The 19073-nt window shown below is 63.6% G+C and carries 16 protein-coding genes; 10 read left to right on the top strand and 6 right to left on the bottom strand.

What is annotated here, in order from left to right:
• The first annotated feature begins 32 nt into the window (after positions 1-32).
• The 4 genes from QNO18_RS01245 to eutH (QNO18_RS01230) all read left to right on the top strand — a co-directional run bounded on the left by QNO18_RS01245 (position 33) and on the right by eutH (QNO18_RS01230) (position 4664).
• Positions 33-941, top strand: coding sequence for a phosphotransferase family protein (locus QNO18_RS01245; protein ID WP_283176204.1), 909 nt, complete (start codon positions 33-35; stop codon positions 939-941).
• Complete coding sequence (locus QNO18_RS01240) at positions 892-3396, top strand: FAD-dependent oxidoreductase (protein ID WP_283176203.1); 2505 nt, start codon at positions 892-894, stop codon at positions 3394-3396. The genes QNO18_RS01245 and QNO18_RS01240 overlap by 50 nt, the downstream gene beginning before the upstream one ends.
• 72 nt (positions 3397-3468) lie before the next feature.
• Complete coding sequence (gene eutH / locus QNO18_RS01235) at positions 3469-3861, top strand: ethanolamine utilization protein EutH (RefSeq protein ID WP_283176202.1); 393 nt, start codon at positions 3469-3471, stop codon at positions 3859-3861.
• Complete coding sequence (eutH, locus tag QNO18_RS01230; RefSeq protein ID WP_349293876.1) at positions 3750-4664, top strand: ethanolamine utilization protein EutH; 915 nt, start codon at positions 3750-3752, stop codon at positions 4662-4664. Before eutH (QNO18_RS01235) ends, eutH (QNO18_RS01230) begins: the two co-directional genes overlap by 112 nt.
• Positions 4665-4713: 49 nt before the next feature.
• Here the strand turns inward: eutH (QNO18_RS01230) and QNO18_RS01225 are convergent, their stop codons facing one another.
• Positions 4714-6672: an FAD-dependent oxidoreductase gene (locus tag QNO18_RS01225; RefSeq protein WP_283176201.1), complete on the bottom strand. Its 1959-nt coding sequence runs from the start codon at positions 6670-6672 to the stop codon at positions 4714-4716.
• A gap of 95 nt (positions 6673-6767) precedes the next feature.
• Between QNO18_RS01225 and QNO18_RS01220 the strand changes: the two genes are divergently transcribed.
• Positions 6768-7367, top strand: coding sequence for a cupin domain-containing protein (locus tag QNO18_RS01220; RefSeq protein WP_283176200.1), 600 nt, complete (start codon positions 6768-6770; stop codon positions 7365-7367).
• 260 nt (positions 7368-7627) lie between these two features.
• Positions 7628-8665 (top strand): LacI family DNA-binding transcriptional regulator, encoded by a 1038-nt coding sequence (locus QNO18_RS01215; RefSeq protein WP_283176199.1) that lies wholly within the window; start codon positions 7628-7630, stop codon positions 8663-8665.
• Positions 8666-8820: 155 nt separating this feature from the next.
• On the opposite strand, the gene QNO18_RS01210 is transcribed toward QNO18_RS01215, so the two are convergent.
• The 3 genes from QNO18_RS01210 to dapF form a co-directional block, all read right to left on the bottom strand.
• Positions 8821-9918, bottom strand: a complete 1098-nt coding sequence (locus QNO18_RS01210) for a hypothetical protein (protein ID WP_283176198.1) — start codon at positions 9916-9918, stop codon at positions 8821-8823.
• A gap of 171 nt (positions 9919-10089) precedes the next feature.
• Complete coding sequence (gene mtaB, locus QNO18_RS01205) at positions 10090-11364, bottom strand: tRNA (N(6)-L-threonylcarbamoyladenosine(37)-C(2))-methylthiotransferase MtaB (protein WP_283176197.1); 1275 nt, start codon at positions 11362-11364, stop codon at positions 10090-10092.
• The gene (gene dapF / locus QNO18_RS01200) at positions 11361-12215 is read right to left on the bottom strand and encodes a diaminopimelate epimerase (RefSeq protein WP_283176196.1); all 855 of its coding nucleotides are present in this window, start codon (positions 12213-12215) and stop codon (positions 11361-11363) included. The genes mtaB and dapF overlap by 4 nt, the downstream gene beginning before the upstream one ends.
• Before the next feature lie 155 nt (positions 12216-12370).
• Between dapF and QNO18_RS01195 the strand changes: the two genes are divergently transcribed.
• On the top strand, positions 12371-13789 hold the full coding sequence (locus tag QNO18_RS01195; protein ID WP_283176195.1) for an amidase: 1419 nt from the start codon (positions 12371-12373) through the stop codon (positions 13787-13789).
• 165 nt (positions 13790-13954) lie between these two features.
• On the opposite strand, the gene QNO18_RS01190 is transcribed toward QNO18_RS01195, so the two are convergent.
• Together QNO18_RS01190 and QNO18_RS01185 are read right to left on the bottom strand one after the other, a co-directional pair.
• A complete protein-coding gene (locus QNO18_RS01190) occupies positions 13955-15472 on the bottom strand; it encodes an aldehyde dehydrogenase family protein (protein WP_283176194.1) in 1518 nt (505 codons plus the stop codon).
• Between the two features lie 179 nt (positions 15473-15651).
• A complete protein-coding gene (locus QNO18_RS01185; RefSeq protein ID WP_283176193.1) occupies positions 15652-16614 on the bottom strand; it encodes a helix-turn-helix domain-containing protein in 963 nt (320 codons plus the stop codon).
• Between the two features lie 305 nt (positions 16615-16919).
• Between QNO18_RS01185 and QNO18_RS01180 the strand changes: the two genes are divergently transcribed.
• The 3 genes from QNO18_RS01180 to modA all read left to right on the top strand — a co-directional run bounded on the left by QNO18_RS01180 (position 16920) and on the right by modA (position 19073).
• Positions 16920-17804 (top strand): bestrophin family ion channel, encoded by an 885-nt coding sequence (locus QNO18_RS01180; RefSeq protein ID WP_283176192.1) that lies wholly within the window; start codon positions 16920-16922, stop codon positions 17802-17804.
• A gap of 41 nt (positions 17805-17845) precedes the next feature.
• On the top strand, positions 17846-18073 hold the full coding sequence (locus tag QNO18_RS01175) for a LysR family transcriptional regulator (protein ID WP_349293822.1): 228 nt from the start codon (positions 17846-17848) through the stop codon (positions 18071-18073).
• A gap of 217 nt (positions 18074-18290) precedes the next feature.
• A complete protein-coding gene (modA, locus tag QNO18_RS01170) occupies positions 18291-19073 on the top strand; it encodes a molybdate ABC transporter substrate-binding protein (protein WP_283176191.1) in 783 nt (260 codons plus the stop codon).

The following is a 19073-nucleotide window of genomic DNA, read 5'->3' as shown; positions in this document are numbered from 1 at the left end:
GCAACATGCGGCGACAGACTGCAGGGGGGGCTATGACCGGAGAGACAAGAGTTCCGCCAGAGAAGGCGGCGATCATCGGGGCGCTGCCAGTTTGGCAGGGCGACATCAGCATTGCGCCGCTTCTGGGCGGTATCAGCAATGAAAGCTGGCTGGTGCGCGATGAGCAGGGCGGCCATGTGGTGCGCTTTGGCAAGGATTATCCGTTCCACCACGTGATCCGCGAGCGCGAGATCATGACCGCCCGCGCCGCTGAAGCGGCCGGTTTCGCCCCGGCGGTCGAATTCGCCGGGCCGGGTGTCATGGTCAGCCGCCACCTGAGCGCGCATACGTTCAACGCCGGTGATGTGCGGGGCAATATCGACGGGCTGGCACGGCTGATCCGCGATTTCCACCGCGAGATGGGGCGCCATGTCTCGGGGCCGGGATTCATCTTCTGGCCCTTCCATGTGATTCGCGATTATGCCCGCACTTTGCGGACGGGCGGCAGCCGCAAACTGGCGGATCTGCCACGCTACCTCGCATTGGCTGATGAGCTGGAGGAAGCGCAGATCCCGCTGCCGATCATTTTCAGCCACAATGACCTGCTTCCGGCGAATTTTCTCGATGATGGCAACCGGCTCTGGCTGATCGATTTTGAATATGCCGGATTCTCGACGGCCATGTTCGACCTGGCCGGCGTGTCATCGAATGCGGGCTTTTCGGTGACCGAGACGAACACGCTGTTGCGCGCCTATTTCGGCGAGGCGCCGTCCCGCGACCTCTTGCGCGCTATGGCGGCGATGCAATGCGCCAGCCTTTTGCGTGAGGCGATGTGGAGCATGGCGTCCGAGCTGTATCTGAACGCGCCCGGCACCGATTACCCGGCCTATACCGAAGAAAACCTCGCGCGGTTTGAGATCGCGCTCGACCATTACCGCTCAGCTTACGGAAAGAAAACCTGATGTCGCAGACCCTCCCGCACATGCCCAGATCGTGGTGATCGGGGGCGGTATTATCGGCTGCTCGACCGCCTATCACCTGGCGCGCGATCACAAGGCGGATGTGATCCTGCTGGAACAGGGCAAGATCACATCGGGGTCGACCTGGCACGCGGCGGGGCTGGTGGGGCAGTTGCGCTCTTCGGCCTCGATCACCAGGGTTCTGAAATATTCCGTTGATCTGTATAAATCACTCGCCGCCGAGACCGGGCTTGAAACCGGCTGGAAGATGACCGGCTGTCTGCGGCTTGCGACCAATGAGGATCGCTGGACCGAGTATCGCCGCCTCGCCACCACCGCGAGAAGCTTCGGAATGGAGATGCATCTCGTCTCGCCCGAAGAGGTCAAACGGATGTGGCCGCTGATGGATGTTTCGGATCTGGTCGGTGCCTCCTGGCTGCCGACGGACGGGCAGGCCAGCCCTTCGGACATCACGCAGTCGTTGGCCAAAGGCGCGCGGATGCATGGTGCGAAGCTGGTGGAACATGTCCGCGTCACCGGATTCGTGATGGAGGGGAACCGTATCACAGCGGTCGAGACCGATCAGGGCGTGATTGCCTGTGAAAAGGTGGTGAATTGCGGCGGGCAATGGGCGCGGCAGGTGGGGGCGAAAGCGGGTGTCAATGTGCCGCTGCAACCCGTCAAACACCAGTATATCGTGACGGAAAAGATCGAGGGTCTCGCGTCTGATGCGCCGACTTTGCGCGACCCCGACCGGCGCACCTATTTCAAGGAAGAGGTCGGCGGTCTCGTGATGGGGGGCTATGAGCCGAACCCGCAGAGCTGGCGCACGGGGCTTCCTGGTGGTGATGTGCCCGATCAATGGGAATTCCAGCTCTTCGATGATGATTTCGACCATTTCGAGCAGCATATGAAAGAGGCCATCGCCCGGGTGCCAAAGCTCGCGGAAACCGGCCTCAAGCAGATGATCAACGGGCCGGAAAGCTTCACCCCGGATGGGAACTTCATCCTCGGTCTCGCGCCGGAATGCGCCAATATGTTTGTAGGCGCCGGGTTCAACGCCTTTGGCATCGCCTCGGGCGGCGGGGCGGGCTGGGCGCTGGCGGAATGGGTGATGCGGGGCGAGGCGCCGCTGGATCTCTGGTCGGTCGATATCCGCCGCTTTTCGGGCCTGCACCGCGACCGCGCCTGGGTTGAGGAACGCACGCTTGAGGCTTACGGCAAGCATTACACCATCGGCTTCCCGCATGAGGAATATGAAAGCGGGCGCCCGCGCATCACCTCGCCGCTTTACACGCGGCTGAAAGACCATGGCGCGGTGTTCGGATCGAAACTCGGATGGGAACGGCCGAACTGGTTTGCCGGCCCGGGCGAAGAGCCGCGTGATATCTGTTCGATGGGGCGCCAGAACTGGTTTGATGCGGTGGGCCGGGAACATCGTCTGGTGCGCGACGGGGTTGGCGTCTTCGACCAGTCGTCTTTCGCGAAATATGAGGTGGCCGGGGCAGGGGCGGCCGAGGCGCTGGAGCTGATCTGTGCGAACCATGTGGCGAAAGCGCCGGGCCGCCTGACGTATACCCAGATCCTGAACTCGCGCGGCGGCATTGAATGCGATCTGACCGTGGCGCGGCTGGCCGATGACCGATTTTACCTCGTGAGCGGGACGGGGTCGCGCACCCATGACTTTGCCTGGATTGCCGATCACTTGCCTGCCGGCGATGTGGCTATCCGGGATGTGACCGAGGATTATGGTACCCTGTCTTTGATGGGGCCGAAAGCGCGCGAGGTGCTCACTTCGGTCACAAAGGCGGATGTGTCGAATGCGGCCTTCCCCTTTGGCGCGGTTCGTGCGCTGGAGATCGCCGGCCATCAGGTCCGCGCGCTGCGGGTCACCTATGTCGGCGAGCTCGGATGGGAGTTGCATGTGCCTCTTTCCGGTACAGGCGATGTGTTCGATGCGCTGATGGCGGCAGGCGCCCCGCATGGCATTAGTCCGACCGGCTACCGCGCGATTGAAAGCCTGCGGCTGGAAAAAGGGTACCGCGCCTGGGGATCCGACATCACCCCGAATGACAATCCGTTCGAGGCGGGCCTTGGCTGGGCGGTCAAGCTGAAACGCGATACCGATTTCATCGGGCGCAAAGCCTGCGAGGCTGCGGCGGGCGCCGCCCTGGTCAAACGGCTTGCCGGGTTCACCACTGACGATGCCGATGTGGTGCTGCTGGGGCGTGAAACGATCCTCAGAGACGGCGAGCCGGTCGGCTATCTGACGAGCGGAGGCTATGGCTACAGCCTGCAAAGCCCGATCGGCTTTGGCTATGTGCGTAATGAGGCGGGCGTCAGCGACGCGTTCCTGCAATCGGGGCGGTATGAACTGGTCGTCGCCAATGAGATCCGGCCCGCGAAACTGCATCTCGATCCGCTTTACGATCCGGGCTCGCTGCGGGTGAAAGCATAGGTGACTGCAGGCCGGGCCCGAAATGGCCCGGCCTTTTATCAATGAAAACAATAATCAACAGGAGGGACAGCAATGGCTTCCATTGGAACATATATTATCTGGCTGATCATGGTCTGCGCCGTCGCGGGCGCGATCGCCGCGATCCGCGATCCTGAAAAGGGGCTTGGCAAAGAGTTCACCGAGGGTCTGCATTCCATCGGTCCGATTTTCATTCCTGTGGCCGGGATCATGGCCGCGATTCCTTATCTCTCGCATTTTATCGAATTCGCGGCCGGGCCGCTTTTCGCCCTTGTGGGCGCTGACCCTTCGATTGCCGCGACCACGGTGATTGCGGGCGATATGGGGGCTACCAGCTGGCCGACAAAATTGCCCAGACGCGCGAGGCATGGGCGATTGCGACCGTTGTCGGTTTCATGTCGGGCGCGACGATCATCTTCTCGATCCCGGTCGGCCTCGCGATGCTGAAGAAGGCCGACCATAAATATATGGCGCTGGGCATCATGTCCGGCATTCTCTCGGTGCCGGTCGGGGTGCTGATCTCCTGCACGGTGATCGCACTTTCGGGGCTGGATATCCGCCCGGAGGTCTCGACCGCGTCCGATGCGAATTTCGCCCTGACGCTCGGTTTTGGCGAGATATTCCGCAACCTCCTGCCGCTGATCATCTTCTGCGTCGCAATCGCGCTCGGTCTGCGGTTCGCGCCGGATGCAATGATCACCGGCTTTCTGTGGTTCGGAAAGATCATGTATGCGGGCATCACACTGGTGCTGGTGGCCTCGATCGTCGAATATTTCACCGGGTTCTTTACCAATGTCTTTGGCCATTGGGGCTTTGACCCGATCATCGCGGATGAGGCCGACCAGTTCCGCGCGCTGGAAGTGGCGGGCTATATCGGCATCATGCTCGCCGGGGCCTTCCCGATGGTCTACCTTCTGACCAAATACCTCGCGAAACCGATGGAGGTGCTGGGCGCGAAAATCGGCGTGGCGCCCGAAGGCGCGGCGGGGCTGCTCGCGGCCTGCGCCAATATCCTTGCCATGTTCCGGCTGGTGGAAAAGATGCGCCCGCGTGACAAGGTGGTGGCGATTGCCTTTGCGGTTTGCGCGGCCTTTACCTTCGGCGATCACCTGGCTTTCACCGCGAATTTCCAGCCGACGCTGATTGCGCCGCTGATCCTGGGCAAGCTCCTCGGCGGTGTGGCGGGCTTTATCCTCGCGGTCTGGCTGTCTGTGCCGAAAGCCGAGGCGCTGGCGGCGGCAGAGCGCTGATCCTTCCTTGCCGCCCGGGCGCAGGCCCGGGCGGGACTTGACGCGAAGGTCAGAGGGCGCGACCGGCCAGCATCCCCTCATAGACCGCCTCTTCCGCGGTGCGGGGGGTCTCGCAATCGCCGATGCCATGACATTCGATGCCCAGGGCCGTAATCTCAGACCTGAGCCCGTCAAAGGGCAGATGCCCGGACGACAGAACCAGCATATCCACGCCTTCGATTTCAATCGGCAGCTCTGATGCGGTATGCTGCAGGAAGACCGTATCGCCAAAGGTGCCGATCAGCCGCGCATAGGGCGTGACCCGCACACCAAGCCGGTGCAGCGAGGCCGCCGTCGCATCGCGGACGTAGAAGGGCATGGCCTCGCCCATATAAAGCCCGTTCACCGCCAGATCGACCCCGGCGCCGTCCCGCGCCAGGGCCTCAGCCACGCCCGGCCCTATCCAGTCGGCGCGCCAGTCGACCACCACCACCCGCGCACCGGGTTTCACCTCGCGCTTCAGGATCTGCCAGGCGGTGGCGACCCTGATCTCGCCATCCGTCTCAAACGGCGGCAAATAGGGCGTGGCCCCGGTCGCGAGCACCACCGCATCCGGCGCGAAATCGCGCAACAGGCTTGCATCGACGCGGGTATTCTTGCGGATTGTGACGCCCGCAAGCGCGCATTCGCGGGTGAGATTGGTCACGATGCCGCCAAACTCTGCGCGATGCGGCAAAAGCTGCGCCAGCAATGCCTGGCCGCCCAGGCGTGGTTCCGCCTCGAAAAGCGTCACGTGATGACCGCGCTCTGCCGCCACCGCTGCCGCTTTCAGCCCGGCCGGGCCGCCGCCGATCACCATTATCCTGCGCGGTCGCGCGGTTGCGGGATGAAGGCCGAACACCGTCTCGCGCCCGGTTTCGGGATGCTGGATGCAGGAAATCGGCAGGCCCCGGTGGAAGTGGTGAATACAAGCCTGATTGCAGCCGATACAGGCGCGGATGTCATCGAACCGCCCCTGATCCGCTTTGACCGGCATTTCGGGGTCACAGATCAGCGCGCGGGTCATGCCACAGCCATCGGCCTCGCCGCGCGCGATCACCAGTTCGGCCTCTTGCGGCTGGTTTATGCGGCCGGTGATGAACACCGGCACGTCCAGCGCAGCCTTGAATGCGCAGGCCTCGGGCGCCGTATAGGCGGCCGGGAAGTTCATCGGCGGCGCGATATGGACCGCGCCTCTGATGGTCGCCGAGGTGCCAATGGTGACGGAAAGATAGTCGATCCGCGTGCCAAGCCCTTTTGCCGCCGCCAGCGTCTCGGCATTGGTCAGCCCGGCCTCGTCTTTCTCACTGGCCGAGATCCTGAGCCCGATGATGAAATCATCGCCCGTTGCCGCGCGCATGGCTTCCAGCACATCCGCCATGAATTTCAGACGGTTGCCCTCTGACCCGCCATAGTCATCCTGGCGTCGGTTGACGCGGGGGTTGAGGAATTGCGCCGGCAGATAGCCATGCGAGGCGACCAGTTCGACGCCGTCAAGGCCGGCCCTGTACATCCGCTGCGCCGCATCGGCATAGCCTTGCGTGATTTCGGCGATCATCGCGGCATCCATTTCGCGCGGCATATTGCGGAACCGCTCATTCGGGGTGCCGGATGCGGAATATGCCACCGCCAGCATCCCATTCGCGCTTTCCATGATTTCGCGCCCGGGATGGAACAGTTGCGAAACCACCCGCGCACCATGCCTGTGGCAGCGCCGCGCCAGTTCGGCATAGCCCGGTATACAGTCATCTGTCGTCGCCATGATCAGATGCGATGTATAGCGCGCTGTCTCATGTACGCCCGCCACCTGGGTCACGATCAGCCCGGCGCCGCCTTTGGCGCGGGTTTCCTGATAGGCGATATAGGCCTCGTTCACCAACCCATGGTCCGGCAGGCAGGTGTCATGCCCGGTCGAGACGATGCGGTTGCGGATCTCGCGCCCCCGGATGGTCAATGGGCGGAACAGGTGCGGAAACATCGCGTCGGTCATGGCTGCCCGGGCTCCCTGGGTGGCGGATGCGGCAGGTTTGACAGGGCAAGTAAAAAAATCAATAGTATTTTTTACTGACGGAGGGGGGATGCAGGATGAAGCCGGATGAGCCGCGCCTGAAGGCTGCGCCTGCCGCCGAGGGCCGCGTCCTGGGCGAAAGGCTGCGTGAGCTGCGCAAGCGGCGCAAACAGACGCTGGCGCAGCTGGCCGAAGGGGCAGGGCTTTCTATCGGCTATCTGAGCCAGATCGAACGGGATCTTGCCGAACCCTCGATCAACGCGCTGGTTTCCATTGCGCAGCATCTGGGTGTGACGGTGCAATGGTTTTTCGCCGGCGACGAGCAAGCGGTGCCCGAAGCCGAGCAGGGCTATGTCATCCGCCAGGCCAACCGCCTCCAGGTCGCCTATCAGGGCGGCGCGGTCGATGAATTGCTGACGCCGCGCATGTCGATGGCGCTGGAGATGATCCGCTCGCGCCTGCCGCCCGGCGCCGAAGCACAGGATGCCTATAGTCATGACGGTGACGAGGTCGGTCTGGTGCTGTCGGGGCAGCTGGAGCTCTGGGTCGGTGACCGTCATTTCCGGCTGGAGGCGGGGGACAGCTTTTCCTTCGCCTCACGTGAGCCGCATCGTTATCGCAATCCGGGCCCGGCTGAGACCGAGGTGATCTGGGCGATAAGCCCGCCAACCTACTGATATATTTATGAAAATAAAGCTGTGTGGGGAAGATGTGAAGGGGGGTGAATTTGGCCCACCACCCCCCTCAGGGGTCCGGAGGCTCATATAGAGAGCTTGCACAGAGCATCCGGATCACAGTTTTCACTGTTAGCGCTATCATTAGCAGGGGATTACTGCCTGTTCAAGCCCCTCCTGAGGCGCTAACAATCAGGAAAGCGCTGTTTCATGACCCGCCCCGATCTGCCCGCCCGTTTCAGATCCCGCCAGAGGACCACCCATTGACCAAAGCTACGCCGCCCGAACCCCACCGCGCCCTGACCCTCCGCGATGTGTCAGAGGCTTCAGGGGTCAGCGAAATGACGGTCAGCCGGGTGTTGCGCAATCGCGGCGATGTGTCAGAGACGACGCGGGCCAGGGTCCTCGAGGCCGCGCGCCGTCTGGGCTATGTGCCCAATAAAATCGCGGGCGCACTGGCGAGCCAGCGGGTCAATCTGGTCGGAGTGGTGATCCCGTCTTTGTCGAATATGGTCTTTCCCGAGGTGATGACCGGAATTTCGAAGACGCTGGAAGATACCGGTTTGCAGCCGGTGGTGGGCGTCTCGAATTATCAGGTCGATCGCGAAGAACAGGTCATCTATGAGATGCTGTCCTGGCGGCCCTCGGGGCTGATCGTGGCGGGGCTGGAACATTCCGAGGCGTCAAAGGCGATGCTGGCGCAGGCCGGTATCCCGATTGTCGAGATCATGGATATCGACGGCACACCGGTCGACAGTATGGTGGGGATCTCGCATCGCCGCGCCGGTCGCAAGATGGCCGAGGCGATCATCGCGGCGGGCTATCGCAAGATTGCCTTTCTCGGCACCCATATGCCGACGAATGACCACCGTGCGAGGAAGCGACTGGAAGGGTTTGAAGAGGCGCTGGCCGCTGCCGGCCTCTCGCTGGTGGACCGCGAATTCTATTCCGGCGGCTCGGCGCTTGCCAAGGGGCGCGAGATGACCGAGACGCTGCTGAAGCGCCGCCCGGACGTCGATTTCCTGTATTATTCCAACGATATGATCGGCGCAGGTGGGCTGCTATGGTGTCTTGAGCAGGGATTGGATGTGCCGGGCCGGATCGGGCTTGCCGGGTTCAACGGGGTCGAACTGCTCGACGGTCTGCCGCGCCGGCTGGCGACGATGGATGCCTGCCGGCTGGAAACCGGGGTCGCCGCGGCCGAGATCATTGCCGGCAAACGCTCCAGCGGCGTTATCGGTGGCGAGGTCATCGAGTTCGAGCCGAAGCTGCAACCCGGCGATACCATACGAAACCTGTGAGAACTGGCAACCGGGCAGGGGGCGCTGCCCCCGTCTCCTTGCGGAGACTCCCCCGGGATATTTAGAGACAGAAAATGAGTTGAAAAACTGCATCATTTTCTGTCCTTAAGTATCCCCGCCGGAGGCTTCCCAGGGTGCCACCGGCGGGGCGCTGATCATTTCCAGCTGACGTAGTCATCCGCAGTACAGCCATAGGGGGCATTCTGGTCCCCGAACCGCTCCTCCAGCTTGCCACAGGCCCAGCTGTTGATCGGGGCCGGCATCATCGCATTGATCTCCATTCCCAGCGGATCGTGGGAGTCCGGGCTGCCGGTCACATACCAGAGCCACCAGCCAAGCGCCGCCAGAACGAAGAAGAGGATCACCCCCAGCCCGGCCAGAACATTGCGCAGGGCCCCGCCGCCGCGTTTCTTGGCCGGGGTTTCGCTGTGCTGCGGCTGGCCGAATTTTTCGGCCTCCTCGCGGTCCAGCAGGGCCAGCGCCTCACGGCGTTCCTGATCGGTCAGATCGATCCGCGTCAGGCCCCGGTCCAGCAAGGCCGCGAGACGGGAGCCGGTGCCCTTTACACCAAGGCCATAACCATTGCCCTGATCATCCCAGACCATCAGAGGATCGTCGCCCTTGCGCAGGGTCGTGGTCAGCACGGGTTTGGGCTGGTCCTTGTCATGATAGCTGATCTGCGTTTTGCCGCGCAGGTTCTGCATATTGGTGATCACAAGCGGCAGCAGCGCCAGGCGTGAGGGTTGCGCGAGGGCGCGCGACGCCCTGGCTGCCCGGAGGCGTTGCCAGAGGATCGCAGCCGCGCCGCCAAAGAACAGCAGCGCGAAGGCCGCCAGCATCAGGATCCGGTTCCAGATCTTTTCCACGCCAAGGCTCAGCGTCGCCAGATGCGGCTTGTCGCCCGAGATCACCACATCGACCCAGTAATCGCCGCTATGGAAATCGACGAACATCAGCCTGATATCGGATTCGTAATGCTGGCCCTGGTACTTATAGGCGACGTGAGCCTCGCAATCGGTGAAAAAGGCTTTGCGGGTCGTGCATTGGCCGTTCTGGACATCGCTGTCTTCAACCGTCACCGGGTTCTGGCTGATTTGCCAGTCGCGCCAGATATCCGGACCCTGCCACCAGGCCAGAAAGCCGCCGACGATCAGCATGACAATCACCGCGAAAAGGGTGGCACCGGGAGGAGAAATGCTGCCGGGGGTGAGCTTCAGCGGGCGGTCGGGGAGGGTCAGGTTTGTATAAGACATCGGACTCATAACTCAGCGTGAATTTTGAGCAAGCTGTCACAGACAGGTGATGAGACCCAGATCAAAAGTGATTTGTTCAGGAAAACCAGACCCTGGCGCCCGCAGGCCCATCAAGGGGAACCTGTGCGGGGAGCAGCCGATGCGGGCCGGCCCGAGACGCAGCCGGGGATGTCAGAGCGGGGTGGCGATCAGGCGCGCGCCGTCCTGGCCGGTGATCCGGGCCGGGATGATGCGGCCCTCGGGCTGCGGCGCGGCAAAGCTCACTTCGGTGAACTGGCCGGTGCGGCCGTTATGCGCACCTTCGGTCAGGACCTGATGCAGGGCGCCCTGCTGGCTTTCCAGATGGCGGATGAGCGCGCTTTCCCCCGCGGTGCGAAGCCGGGCGGCGCGGTCGCGGATCAGCGGGCCTTTCACCTGTGGCATCCGCGCGGCGGGGGTACCTTTTCGGGGCGAATAGGGGAAGACATGCAGGAAGGTCAGGTCGCAATCCGAGACCAGCTTCAGACTGTTTTCAAACATCTCGTCGGTCTCGGTCGGGAAGCCGGCAATGATATCGGCGCCAAAGATCAGGTCGGGGCGCAGGCTGCGGGCCTCTTCGCAGAACCGGATCGCGTCATCGCGCAGATGGCGGCGCTTCATCCGTTTCAGGATCATGTCGTCGCCTGCTTGCAGGCTGAGATGCAGATGCGGCATCAGGCGGCTTTCGGTCGCGATCGCCTGCATCAGGTTCTCATCGGCTTCGATGCTGTCAATCGACGAGATCCTGAGCCGTGCCAGATCCGGCACCAGCCGCAGGATCCGCATCACCAGATCGCCAAGGCGCGGCGTCGCGGGCAGGTCTGCCCCCCAGGAGGTGAGATCGACACCGGTCAGGACAACTTCCTGAAATCCCTTGTCGACCAGACGTTTGATCTGTTCGATCACCACGCCGGCGGGGACCGAGCGCGAATTGCCACGCCCATAAGGGATGATACAGAAGGTGCAGCGATGGTCGCAGCCATTCTGCACCTGGACATAGGCGCGATGGCGGCCGAAGCCGTCGATCAGATGGCCGGCGGTTTCTTTCACCGACATGATGTCATTGACCAGCGTCTTCTCGGTCACGCCGATCAGGTCCGGGGCCAGGAGGGGCGCGCGCAGCCCTGTCCAGGTCTCGGCCTGCATCTTTTCGTGATTGCCGATGACTTTCGTCACCTCGGGCATCGCTGCAAAGGTCTCGGGTTCGGTCTGTGCCGCGCAGCCGGTGACGATCACCGGGGCGCCGGGGTTTTCCCGCGCCAGACGACGGATTTCCTGCTTGGCCTTGCGCACGGCCTCGGCCGTCACCGCGCAGGTATTGACCACGACCGCACCATTGACCCCGGCGGCGGCGGCGAGTTCCTTCATCGCCTCGGTCTCATAGGCGTTCAGGCGGCAGCCCAGGGTGGCGAAAACAGGCGCGTTCATGTCAGGGACGCCAGGAAGGCGGGCGGGATACGGCCCTCGAAGACCAGCGCTACCGGTCCGGCCATCCAGACGCCATCCTCGCGCCAGTCTATCTCCAGCGCGCCGCCGTCAAGGTCGAGCGTCACGCGCCGCCCGGTCAGTCCGCGCAGATGCGCCGCGACGGCCGCGGCACAGGCGCCCGAGCCGCAGGCGAGCGTGATGCCGGCGCCGCGCTCCCAGACCCGCATGCGCAACCTGTCGGGGCCAGTCAGGCTGGCGAATTCGACATTGGTGCGTTCGGGGAACAGGGGGGCATGTTCGACCCGCGGGCCGCGGCCAGCGACATCCGCCGTATCGGCATCGGGCACAAAGAACACGCAATGCGGGTTGCCCATGCCAACCGCCACCGGCGCACCATCCAGCGGCAGATGCGCGGTATCGACAGCATGTGACAGCGGCACCTCGGCCCAGTCCAGCTGCGGCTGGCCCATATTCACATTGACCCGGCCATCTTTCAGCCGCTCGGCCCGCAGGGTTCCGCGTTGGGTGATCAGCGTCACCGCATCTTTGCCCAGATCGCGCATCACGTAATCCGAGACGCAGCGCGTGGCATTGCCGCAGGCCCCGGCGCGGCTGCCATCGGTGTTCCAGAAATCCAGCGTGAAATCCACGCCGTCCTGACCTTCGGGCGCCGGACGGATCTCGGCCAGCTGATCAAAGCCCACGCCCCGGTTGCGGTCGCCAAGCGCGCGCGCCAGCGCAGCCGTTACCATCGCCTCGCCGCGTGCCCGCGAGTCGATCACCACGAAATCATTGCCCGCCCCATGCATCTTGATGAAGGGCAGGCCGCTGCGGTCAGGGCCCTGTGTCATGCGCCCCATATACGCCTGCGCCGCCCCGCAATCCAGAGCGCAAAATGCAGGCCCGTATGCCGGTTTTGCAGGGGGTGCTTTCCTGTCCTGAGGGGCTTTCACCCGGGTCGCTGCCTCTGCTAGCCTTCGGGCGAATGCATTGTCACGGGACTGCCATGGATCTCACCGCTTGCTCCGCTCTCGATCTCTCGCAGCTGATCACCCGGCGCGAGGTGAAACCGTCTGAGGTGATGGAGGCGCATCTGGCCCGCATCGCTTCGGTGAACCCGCAGGTGAATGCGGTGATCTCGCTGCGCGATCCCGACCAGATCATGGCAGAGGCGCGGGCGCTGGACGATGTGGCACCTGAAGGCGCGCTGTTTGGCCTGCCGCTGGCGGTGAAAGATCTCCTGAACACCAAAGGCATCCGGACAACCTATGGCTCGCCGCTTTACGCCGATCACATACCCGAGGCCGATGATCTGATCGTTGCACGGATGCGGGCGGCAGGGGCGGTCGTGATCGGCAAGACCAATACGCCGGAATGGGGGCATGGCAGCCACAGTTTCAACCCGGTGCATGGCGTGACGCGCAATCCCTATGACCTGACGCGAAGCGCCGGCGGGTCATCGGGGGGCGCGGCGGCGGCGCTGGCCGCGCGGATGGTGCCGCTGGCGGATGGTTCGGATATGATGGGCAGCCTCAGAAACCCCGCAGCCTTTTGTAATGTCTACGGGTTTCGTCCGAGCTGGGGGCTTGTCCCGACCGATGCCGGGGCCGAGACTTTCCTTGACACGATGGCGACGGAAGGCCCGATGGCCCGCGATATCGCCGATCTCGCGCTGCTTTTGGGCGTTCAGGCCGGGGCCAACCCGCTGACCCCCTTTGGTCAGCCCGTGCAGGATTACCTCGGTGCGGTCAGGGCTGCGCCGGATGATCTCAACGGGAAGCGCATTGCCTGGTTTGGTGATTTCAACGGTCAGATCCCGTTTGAGCCAGGCATCATCGCCGCCTGTGAGGCCGGGCTGAAGACCTTTGAAAGCCTCGGTGCCGAAGTGGTGCCGGTGCCGCTCCCTCTGCCGATGGCCGATCTCTGGCAGGCCTGGGTCACGATCCGCAGCTTCCTGAATTTCGGGGGCAAAGGGGCCGAGCGCCAAACGCCCGCCCGCTGGGCCCGGCTCAAACCCGAAACGCAATGGGAGGTCGAGACCGGCGCAGGCGTGACGGCAGAGGCGCTCTACCAGGCGTCGAAAATCCGCTCCGCCTGGTATGCGCGCGCGCATCAGCTGCTGGCGGATTACGATGCGCTGGTGATGCCGGTGGCGCAGGTCTGGCCCTTCCCGGCCGACTGGCGCTATCCCGAAAGCATCAATGGCCAAAGGATGGACACCTATCACCGCTGGATGGAGGTGGTGGTGCCGGTCTCGCTGATCGGCCTGCCCGCTTTGGCGGTTCCGGTGGGATTCGGCGCAAACGGCCTGCCGACGGGTATCCAGATCGCGGGCCGCCACGGATCCGACGCCGCGATTCTCGCCATGGGCGAAGCCTGGCACCGCGCCACCCGCTGGCCGGAAAAGAACCCGCCCCGGATCTGAGGTCCTGCCCGCCCCGGAAAAGCGGGAAAGGGCAGTCCCCGGGCCAGGGCGGGCCGGAGGGCCAGAGGCTGCCCGGGCCGGAACCCGATGCACCCTCCGACAGGGAGAGCAAGAGGGGGTCCGGGGGAGAGTACTCTCCCCGGCTTTGTCCGGAAACGCTGAGGCTCAGAAGAAGCCGAGCTTCTTCGGATTGTAGGAGACCAGCAGGTTCTTGGTTTCCTGATAATGGTCGAGCATCATCTTATGGTTCTCGCGCCCGATCCCCGACTGTTTGTACCCGCCAAAGGCCGCGCCGGCCGGATAAAGATGGTAGCAATTGGTCCAGACCCGGCCCGCTTCGATCGCGCGACCGGCGCGGTAGGCGGTGTTCGCATTACGCGACCAGACCCCGGCGCCCAGACCGAAGACGGTGTCATTGGCGATCTCGATCGCCTCGTCCTGGGTCTTGAAGGTGGTCACCGACACGACCGGCCCGAAGATCTCCTCCTGGAAGACCCGCATCTTGTTGGTGCCTTCAAAGACAGTCGGCTGGATATAGAAGCCTTTCGAGATATCGCCGTTGAAATGGTTCGCCTGGCCGCCGGTCAGCACTTTCGCGCCTTCCTTCGGGCCGAGTTCCAGATAGGACGAGATCTTATCGAATTGCTGTTTCGAAGCCTGAGCGCCGATCATCGTATTCGCCTGACGCGGGTCGCCTGCCACGATGGCCTCGACCCTTTTCAGCGCGCGTTCCATGAACCGGTCATAGATCGATTCCTGAATCAGGGCGCGCGACGGGCAGGTGCAGACCTCGCCCTGGTTCAGCGCGAAAAGGGTGAAGCCTTCCAGCGCCTTGTCGAAATAATCGTCATCCTCATCCATCACGTCTTCAAAGAAGATGTTCGGCGATTTGCCGCCAAGTTCCAGCGTGATATTGGTCAGATTGTCGGCTGCGGCCCGCATGATCGACTTGCCCACCGGGGTCGAGCCGGTGAAGGCGATTTTCGCGATGCGCGGGCTCGATGCCAGCGCCGCACCGGCCTCGGCACCGGTGCCGTTGACGATGTTCAGCACACCCGGCGGCAGCAGGTCTTCGATGAATGAAAGCAGGAACAGGATCGAAGCCGGGGTCTGCTCTGCCGGTTTCAGCACGACACAGTTCCCCGCCGCGAGCGCCGGTGCCAGTTTCCAGGCCGCCATCAGGATCGGGAAGTTCCAGGGGATGATCTGGCCCACAACGCCCAGTGGCTCGTGGAAGTGATAGGCGACGGTGTCATCGTCGATCTGCCCGATCGAGCCCTCCTGCGCCCGGATTGCGCCGGCGAAATAGCGGAAATGGTCGACTGCCAGCGGGATATCTGCCGCCATGGTCTCGCGCAGCGGCTTGCCGTTATCCCAGGTCTCGGCAATCGCGATGGCTTCGAGATTCTCTTCGATCCGTGCGGCAATCTGCAGCAGGATGTTAGAACGCGTCGTGGCCGAAGTCTGAGCCCAGCCGCGACGGGCGGCATGTGCGGCATCCAGTGCCGCTTCGATATCGGACGCATCCGAACGCGCAACCTCACAGATCACACCGCCGGTCACCGGCGAGACATTCTCCATATAGCGGCCGGCTTTCGGCGCGACCCACTGGCCGCCGATAAAGTTCTCATAGCGGGTTTTGTAGGGCGCAGTGCTCAGGCCGAATTCTTCGTGCTTGGTCATGGTAGCTCCTCCGTTGGCCGCTCTCCCTTGCGGCTGAGGACACTAAGCTGGCGTCTGATTGCAGGCGGGTCACCCCTTGGGATATGCCGCAGCTGCGAAAGCTGTCGCAGTTCTGAGACAGTCTGTCCTGCCGACTGCCCGTAAGTGCGATGGTCGTGCGGCAATCAGTCGGGCCGCACTCAGTCGGACCGGCCCATTTTGCGATGCAGGGTCGCGCGGCTGATCCCAAGCGCCCGTGCTGCGGCCGAGATATTGCCGCCGGTGCGCGCAATGGCGCGGTGGATCACCGCGCGTTCGCCATCTTCGGGGCGCAGATGGCTGCTGACGCCCAGCAGATCGGCAGCAGGGACCGGGTTTCTGGCCAGATCACCGGTAAGACCCAGATGCTGGCGCGCCATGCGCGTGGCGCCGATCACCAGCTCATCGGCATCGACCGCCAGAAGCGCGCCGGTGCCGCGATCCGCACCGGGAACCAGCACCATCCGCGCGCCGCTATAGCGCGCCTGGAACAGATCGGCCTCGATCCGGCGGGCGGCCTCATGCACCGAATGGCTCAAAAGGCCCGAGAACCCTTCGGCGATATCGGCGCGCACGGTCGAGACATCCAGCACCGCCACCAGATCGCCCGAAGGATCCCAGATCGGCGCCGAGGCGCAGGTCAGCGCGGTATTTGCGGCAAGGTAATGCTGGTCACGATGGATCACAACCGGCCGCCCTTCGGCAAGGCAGGTGCCGATGCCATTGGTGCCAACTGCCGCTTCGCTCCAGTTCGAACCGGCACTGAGGCCGGCCTCCTGGAAATCGCGGTCTTCCGATTGCTTCACCAGACGTTCAAAGGGAATGCCGTCCTTGCTTGCGAGGATCACGCTGGCGCCAAAGCCGCCGACCACCTGAAACAGCCGCTCCAGCGTCGGGCGGGCGGCGCGGGTCACCGGCTCCATCCTCTCGCGCAGGCGGGCGAGGCCCATCCCGTCCAGCCGCTGATCACGTGGCGCAAGGGCCGAAGGCGCCAGCCCATGGCGGGCCGAACGCGCCCAGGAGGCGACTATCGACGACCGCGCGGCCTGGCCCTTTTCCAGCGCGGCGGAAACCTGGGCCACATGGTCGCGGATGGTGCGGCTGGTGGTGATATTGCCTGGCATGGATCGGCCTTCTCCCCTCCGCCGTCCGGGAACAGGATCCCGTCCGGAATTGCATCTCGGAAACAGCAGTTCTTTCCCCCGGGGCCCGGCTTTTCTGCTACTCTCTGAGCCAGGGCTGCAGGCGCGCCGGTCTGTGGCGCCGGTTTGCCGCTGCCAGCTATATGGGCATTGCCCGCAGAACTGCATCACTCCGGATGCGACAGAGTAACGCATGTTCTGCTTTCGGGGGCAAGAAATCTTGTGGCGCCGTCACGAGCCTGTGCATCGGGTGCCGCAACGCCAATCTGAAAAGGTCGTGGTCCAGGATGATCGTCCGTGACAAACCCACCCCGCTGCAACTTCTGACCGCCACGCGCGGCTCGATTGTCTTCCAGGTCGCACCGCCGGTGCTGTTCGTTGCCTGTTTCGCGCTAGTGGTGGTCCTGCTCGACCATATGACGCCCTGGGTGCCGCATCTGAACGCCGCTGCCTATACGGTGTTCGGGATCGGGCTGTCGCTTTTCCTCGGGTTTCGCAATGCCGCCGCCTATGACCGCTGGTGGGAGGCGAGGAAGCTCTGGGGCGGGCTGCTGGCCGATCTGCGCAGCTATGCCCGGGAGGTCGGGACTTTCGTGCCTGACCCGCAGCGGCGAGAGCGGATGCTGCGACTGGCGCTGGAATTCATCCATGCCCACCGGATCAACCTGCGCAAGCTGGTGCCGCCGGAGACCGGGCCCGGGTCGCAGTTCCGCGCGGCCACGCACCCGCCCTGTGCCGCGATGGATGCGATCACCGATGAGCTGAGCGCGGGCTACCGGTCGGGCGAGATCGACGGCTTCGGCGCGCGCGCGCTGACCACCCGCATGGCCAATCTCGCCCTGCTCCAGGCGGGGGCCGAGCGCATCGCCAACAGCCCGTTGCCCTATGTCTATTCGCTGCTGATCTATCGCACGACCTGGCTATATTGCCTGCTGCTGCCGCTGGCGCTGGCGGAAACCACCGGCTGGCTCTCGCCTTTGTTCACCGCCATCGTGGCCTATATGTTCCTTGGCCTGGCGGAAGTGACTGAAGAGCTGAGCCATCCCTTCGGCACCAGCCCAAATGGACTCGCGCTGGATGCGATCTGCCGCGCCTGCGAGATCAGCCTTGCGCCGCATCTGGGGGAGGAGCCGCCGAAACCGCTGGGGCCGGTCGAGCATTATCTCAGCTAGAGCCTCTTGCCAGCCGCGCTCAGGAGGGGGAAACTGGCGTGATGAAACGCTTTTTCCTGCGCCTTTACTTTGACAATGCGATGGTCGGCCCCGGCAAGGCCGAACTTCTGGAACATATCCGCGAGACCGGCTCCATCTCGGCGGCCGGTCGCGCCATGGGGATGAGTTACAAACGCGCCTGGATGCTGGTGGAAGAGCTGAACGCGGCCTTTGCCAGCCCGCTGGTCGCCAGCGCGCGCGGCGGCTCGGGCGGGGGGGCGCGCATCTGACGCCCGAGGGCGAACAGGTGCTGGCGCTTTTCCGCGAGATCGAACGCAAATCGCGCGAAGCAGGTGCCGAAGAGATCGCCCTGCTCGAGACGATGCTGGCGCCGGCTCAGCCCTGATTTGCGGCAAATGGCGTTGTGGCGAGCGGGAAATAACCCTTGCGCCTGTTCGTCCTGGCGGTCTTTATATCCGCAAAGATATATCGAACCGGAGGAATCCCATGTCTTTCGCCAGCCGTAAATTCGCCCGCCGCTCTGCGCTATTTGCGACCGCTTTCAGCCTCGCCCTGCCCGCAGTGGCCCAGGCCGAAGAGGTCGTGGTCTTTGCTGCCGCATCGATGAAGAACGCGCTGGATGAGGTCGCGGCGAAATTCCAGGAGGAAACCGGCAATACGGTGGTGATTTCCTATGCCGGCTCGAATGCGCTGGCGAAGCAGATCATCGAAGGCGCGCCCGCAGACATCTTCATATCGGCCGCTGTCAACTGGATGGATGAGGTCGAAAAGGCCGGTCTGGTTGTCGAAGGCGCGCGTGAAGATCTTTTGGGCAATACGCTGGTCCTGGTCGCGCACGGCAAGGATGCCGCACCGGTCGAGATTGGTGAGGGCTTTGATCTGAAAGCGCTTTTGGGCGATGAGAAGCTTGCCATGGCCTTGATCGATTCCGTGCCCGCCGGCCAGTATGGTAAGGCTGCACTGGAACATCTGGGTCAATGGGGCGCGGTTGAGGGATCGGTCGCTCAGGCCGATAATGTCCGCGCGACGCTGGCGCTGGTGGCCCAGGGCGAGGCGCCTTACGGCATCGTCTATGCGACCGACGCCGTGGCCGAGGATAATGTCACCGTGGTCGGCACCTTCCCCGCTGACAGCCACAAACCGATCGTCTACCCTGCCGCCCTGCTGACCGGCGCGGCGGATGCGGCGGACCGCGCCTTTTACGAGGCGCTTTCGGGGGATGAGGCCGACAGGAACTTTGCCGCCGAAGGCTTTTCGATCCTGAACTGA

This window comes from Gemmobacter sp. 24YEA27, from assembly GCF_030052995.1.
GTDB lineage: Bacteria > Pseudomonadota > Alphaproteobacteria > Rhodobacterales > Rhodobacteraceae > Pseudogemmobacter.
Note: the sequence above shows the minus strand (reverse complement) of the source record. Positions and strands in the feature narration are given on the sequence as shown.

What these genes read in the sequence shown, in the direction of transcription:
- QNO18_RS01175 (WP_349293822.1), top strand. Translation starts at nt 17,846, where the DNA reads ATGAAACGCTTTTTCCTGCGCCTTTACTTTGACAATGCGATGGTCGGC.
- QNO18_RS01190 (WP_283176194.1), bottom strand. Translation starts at nt 15,472, where the DNA reads ATGACCAAGCACGAAGAATTCGGCCTGAGCACTGCGCCCTACAAAACC.
- QNO18_RS01180 (WP_283176192.1), top strand. Translation starts at nt 16,920, where the DNA reads ATGATCGTCCGTGACAAACCCACCCCGCTGCAACTTCTGACCGCCACG.
- QNO18_RS01195 (WP_283176195.1), top strand. Translation starts at nt 12,371, where the DNA reads ATGGATCTCACCGCTTGCTCCGCTCTCGATCTCTCGCAGCTGATCACC.
- QNO18_RS01245 (WP_283176204.1), top strand. Translation starts at nt 33, where the DNA reads ATGACCGGAGAGACAAGAGTTCCGCCAGAGAAGGCGGCGATCATCGGG.
- mtaB (WP_283176197.1), bottom strand. Translation starts at nt 11,364, where the DNA reads ATGAACGCGCCTGTTTTCGCCACCCTGGGCTGCCGCCTGAACGCCTAT.
- eutH (WP_283176202.1), top strand. Translation starts at nt 3,469, where the DNA reads ATGGCTTCCATTGGAACATATATTATCTGGCTGATCATGGTCTGCGCC.
- QNO18_RS01225 (WP_283176201.1), bottom strand. Translation starts at nt 6,672, where the DNA reads ATGACCGACGCGATGTTTCCGCACCTGTTCCGCCCATTGACCATCCGG.
- QNO18_RS01185 (WP_283176193.1), bottom strand. Translation starts at nt 16,614, where the DNA reads ATGCCAGGCAATATCACCACCAGCCGCACCATCCGCGACCATGTGGCC.
- QNO18_RS01220 (WP_283176200.1), top strand. Translation starts at nt 6,768, where the DNA reads ATGAAGCCGGATGAGCCGCGCCTGAAGGCTGCGCCTGCCGCCGAGGGC.
- QNO18_RS01210 (WP_283176198.1), bottom strand. Translation starts at nt 9,918, where the DNA reads ATGTCTTATACAAACCTGACCCTCCCCGACCGCCCGCTGAAGCTCACC.
- modA (WP_283176191.1), top strand. Translation starts at nt 18,291, where the DNA reads ATGTCTTTCGCCAGCCGTAAATTCGCCCGCCGCTCTGCGCTATTTGCG.
- dapF (WP_283176196.1), bottom strand. Translation starts at nt 12,215, where the DNA reads ATGACACAGGGCCCTGACCGCAGCGGCCTGCCCTTCATCAAGATGCAT.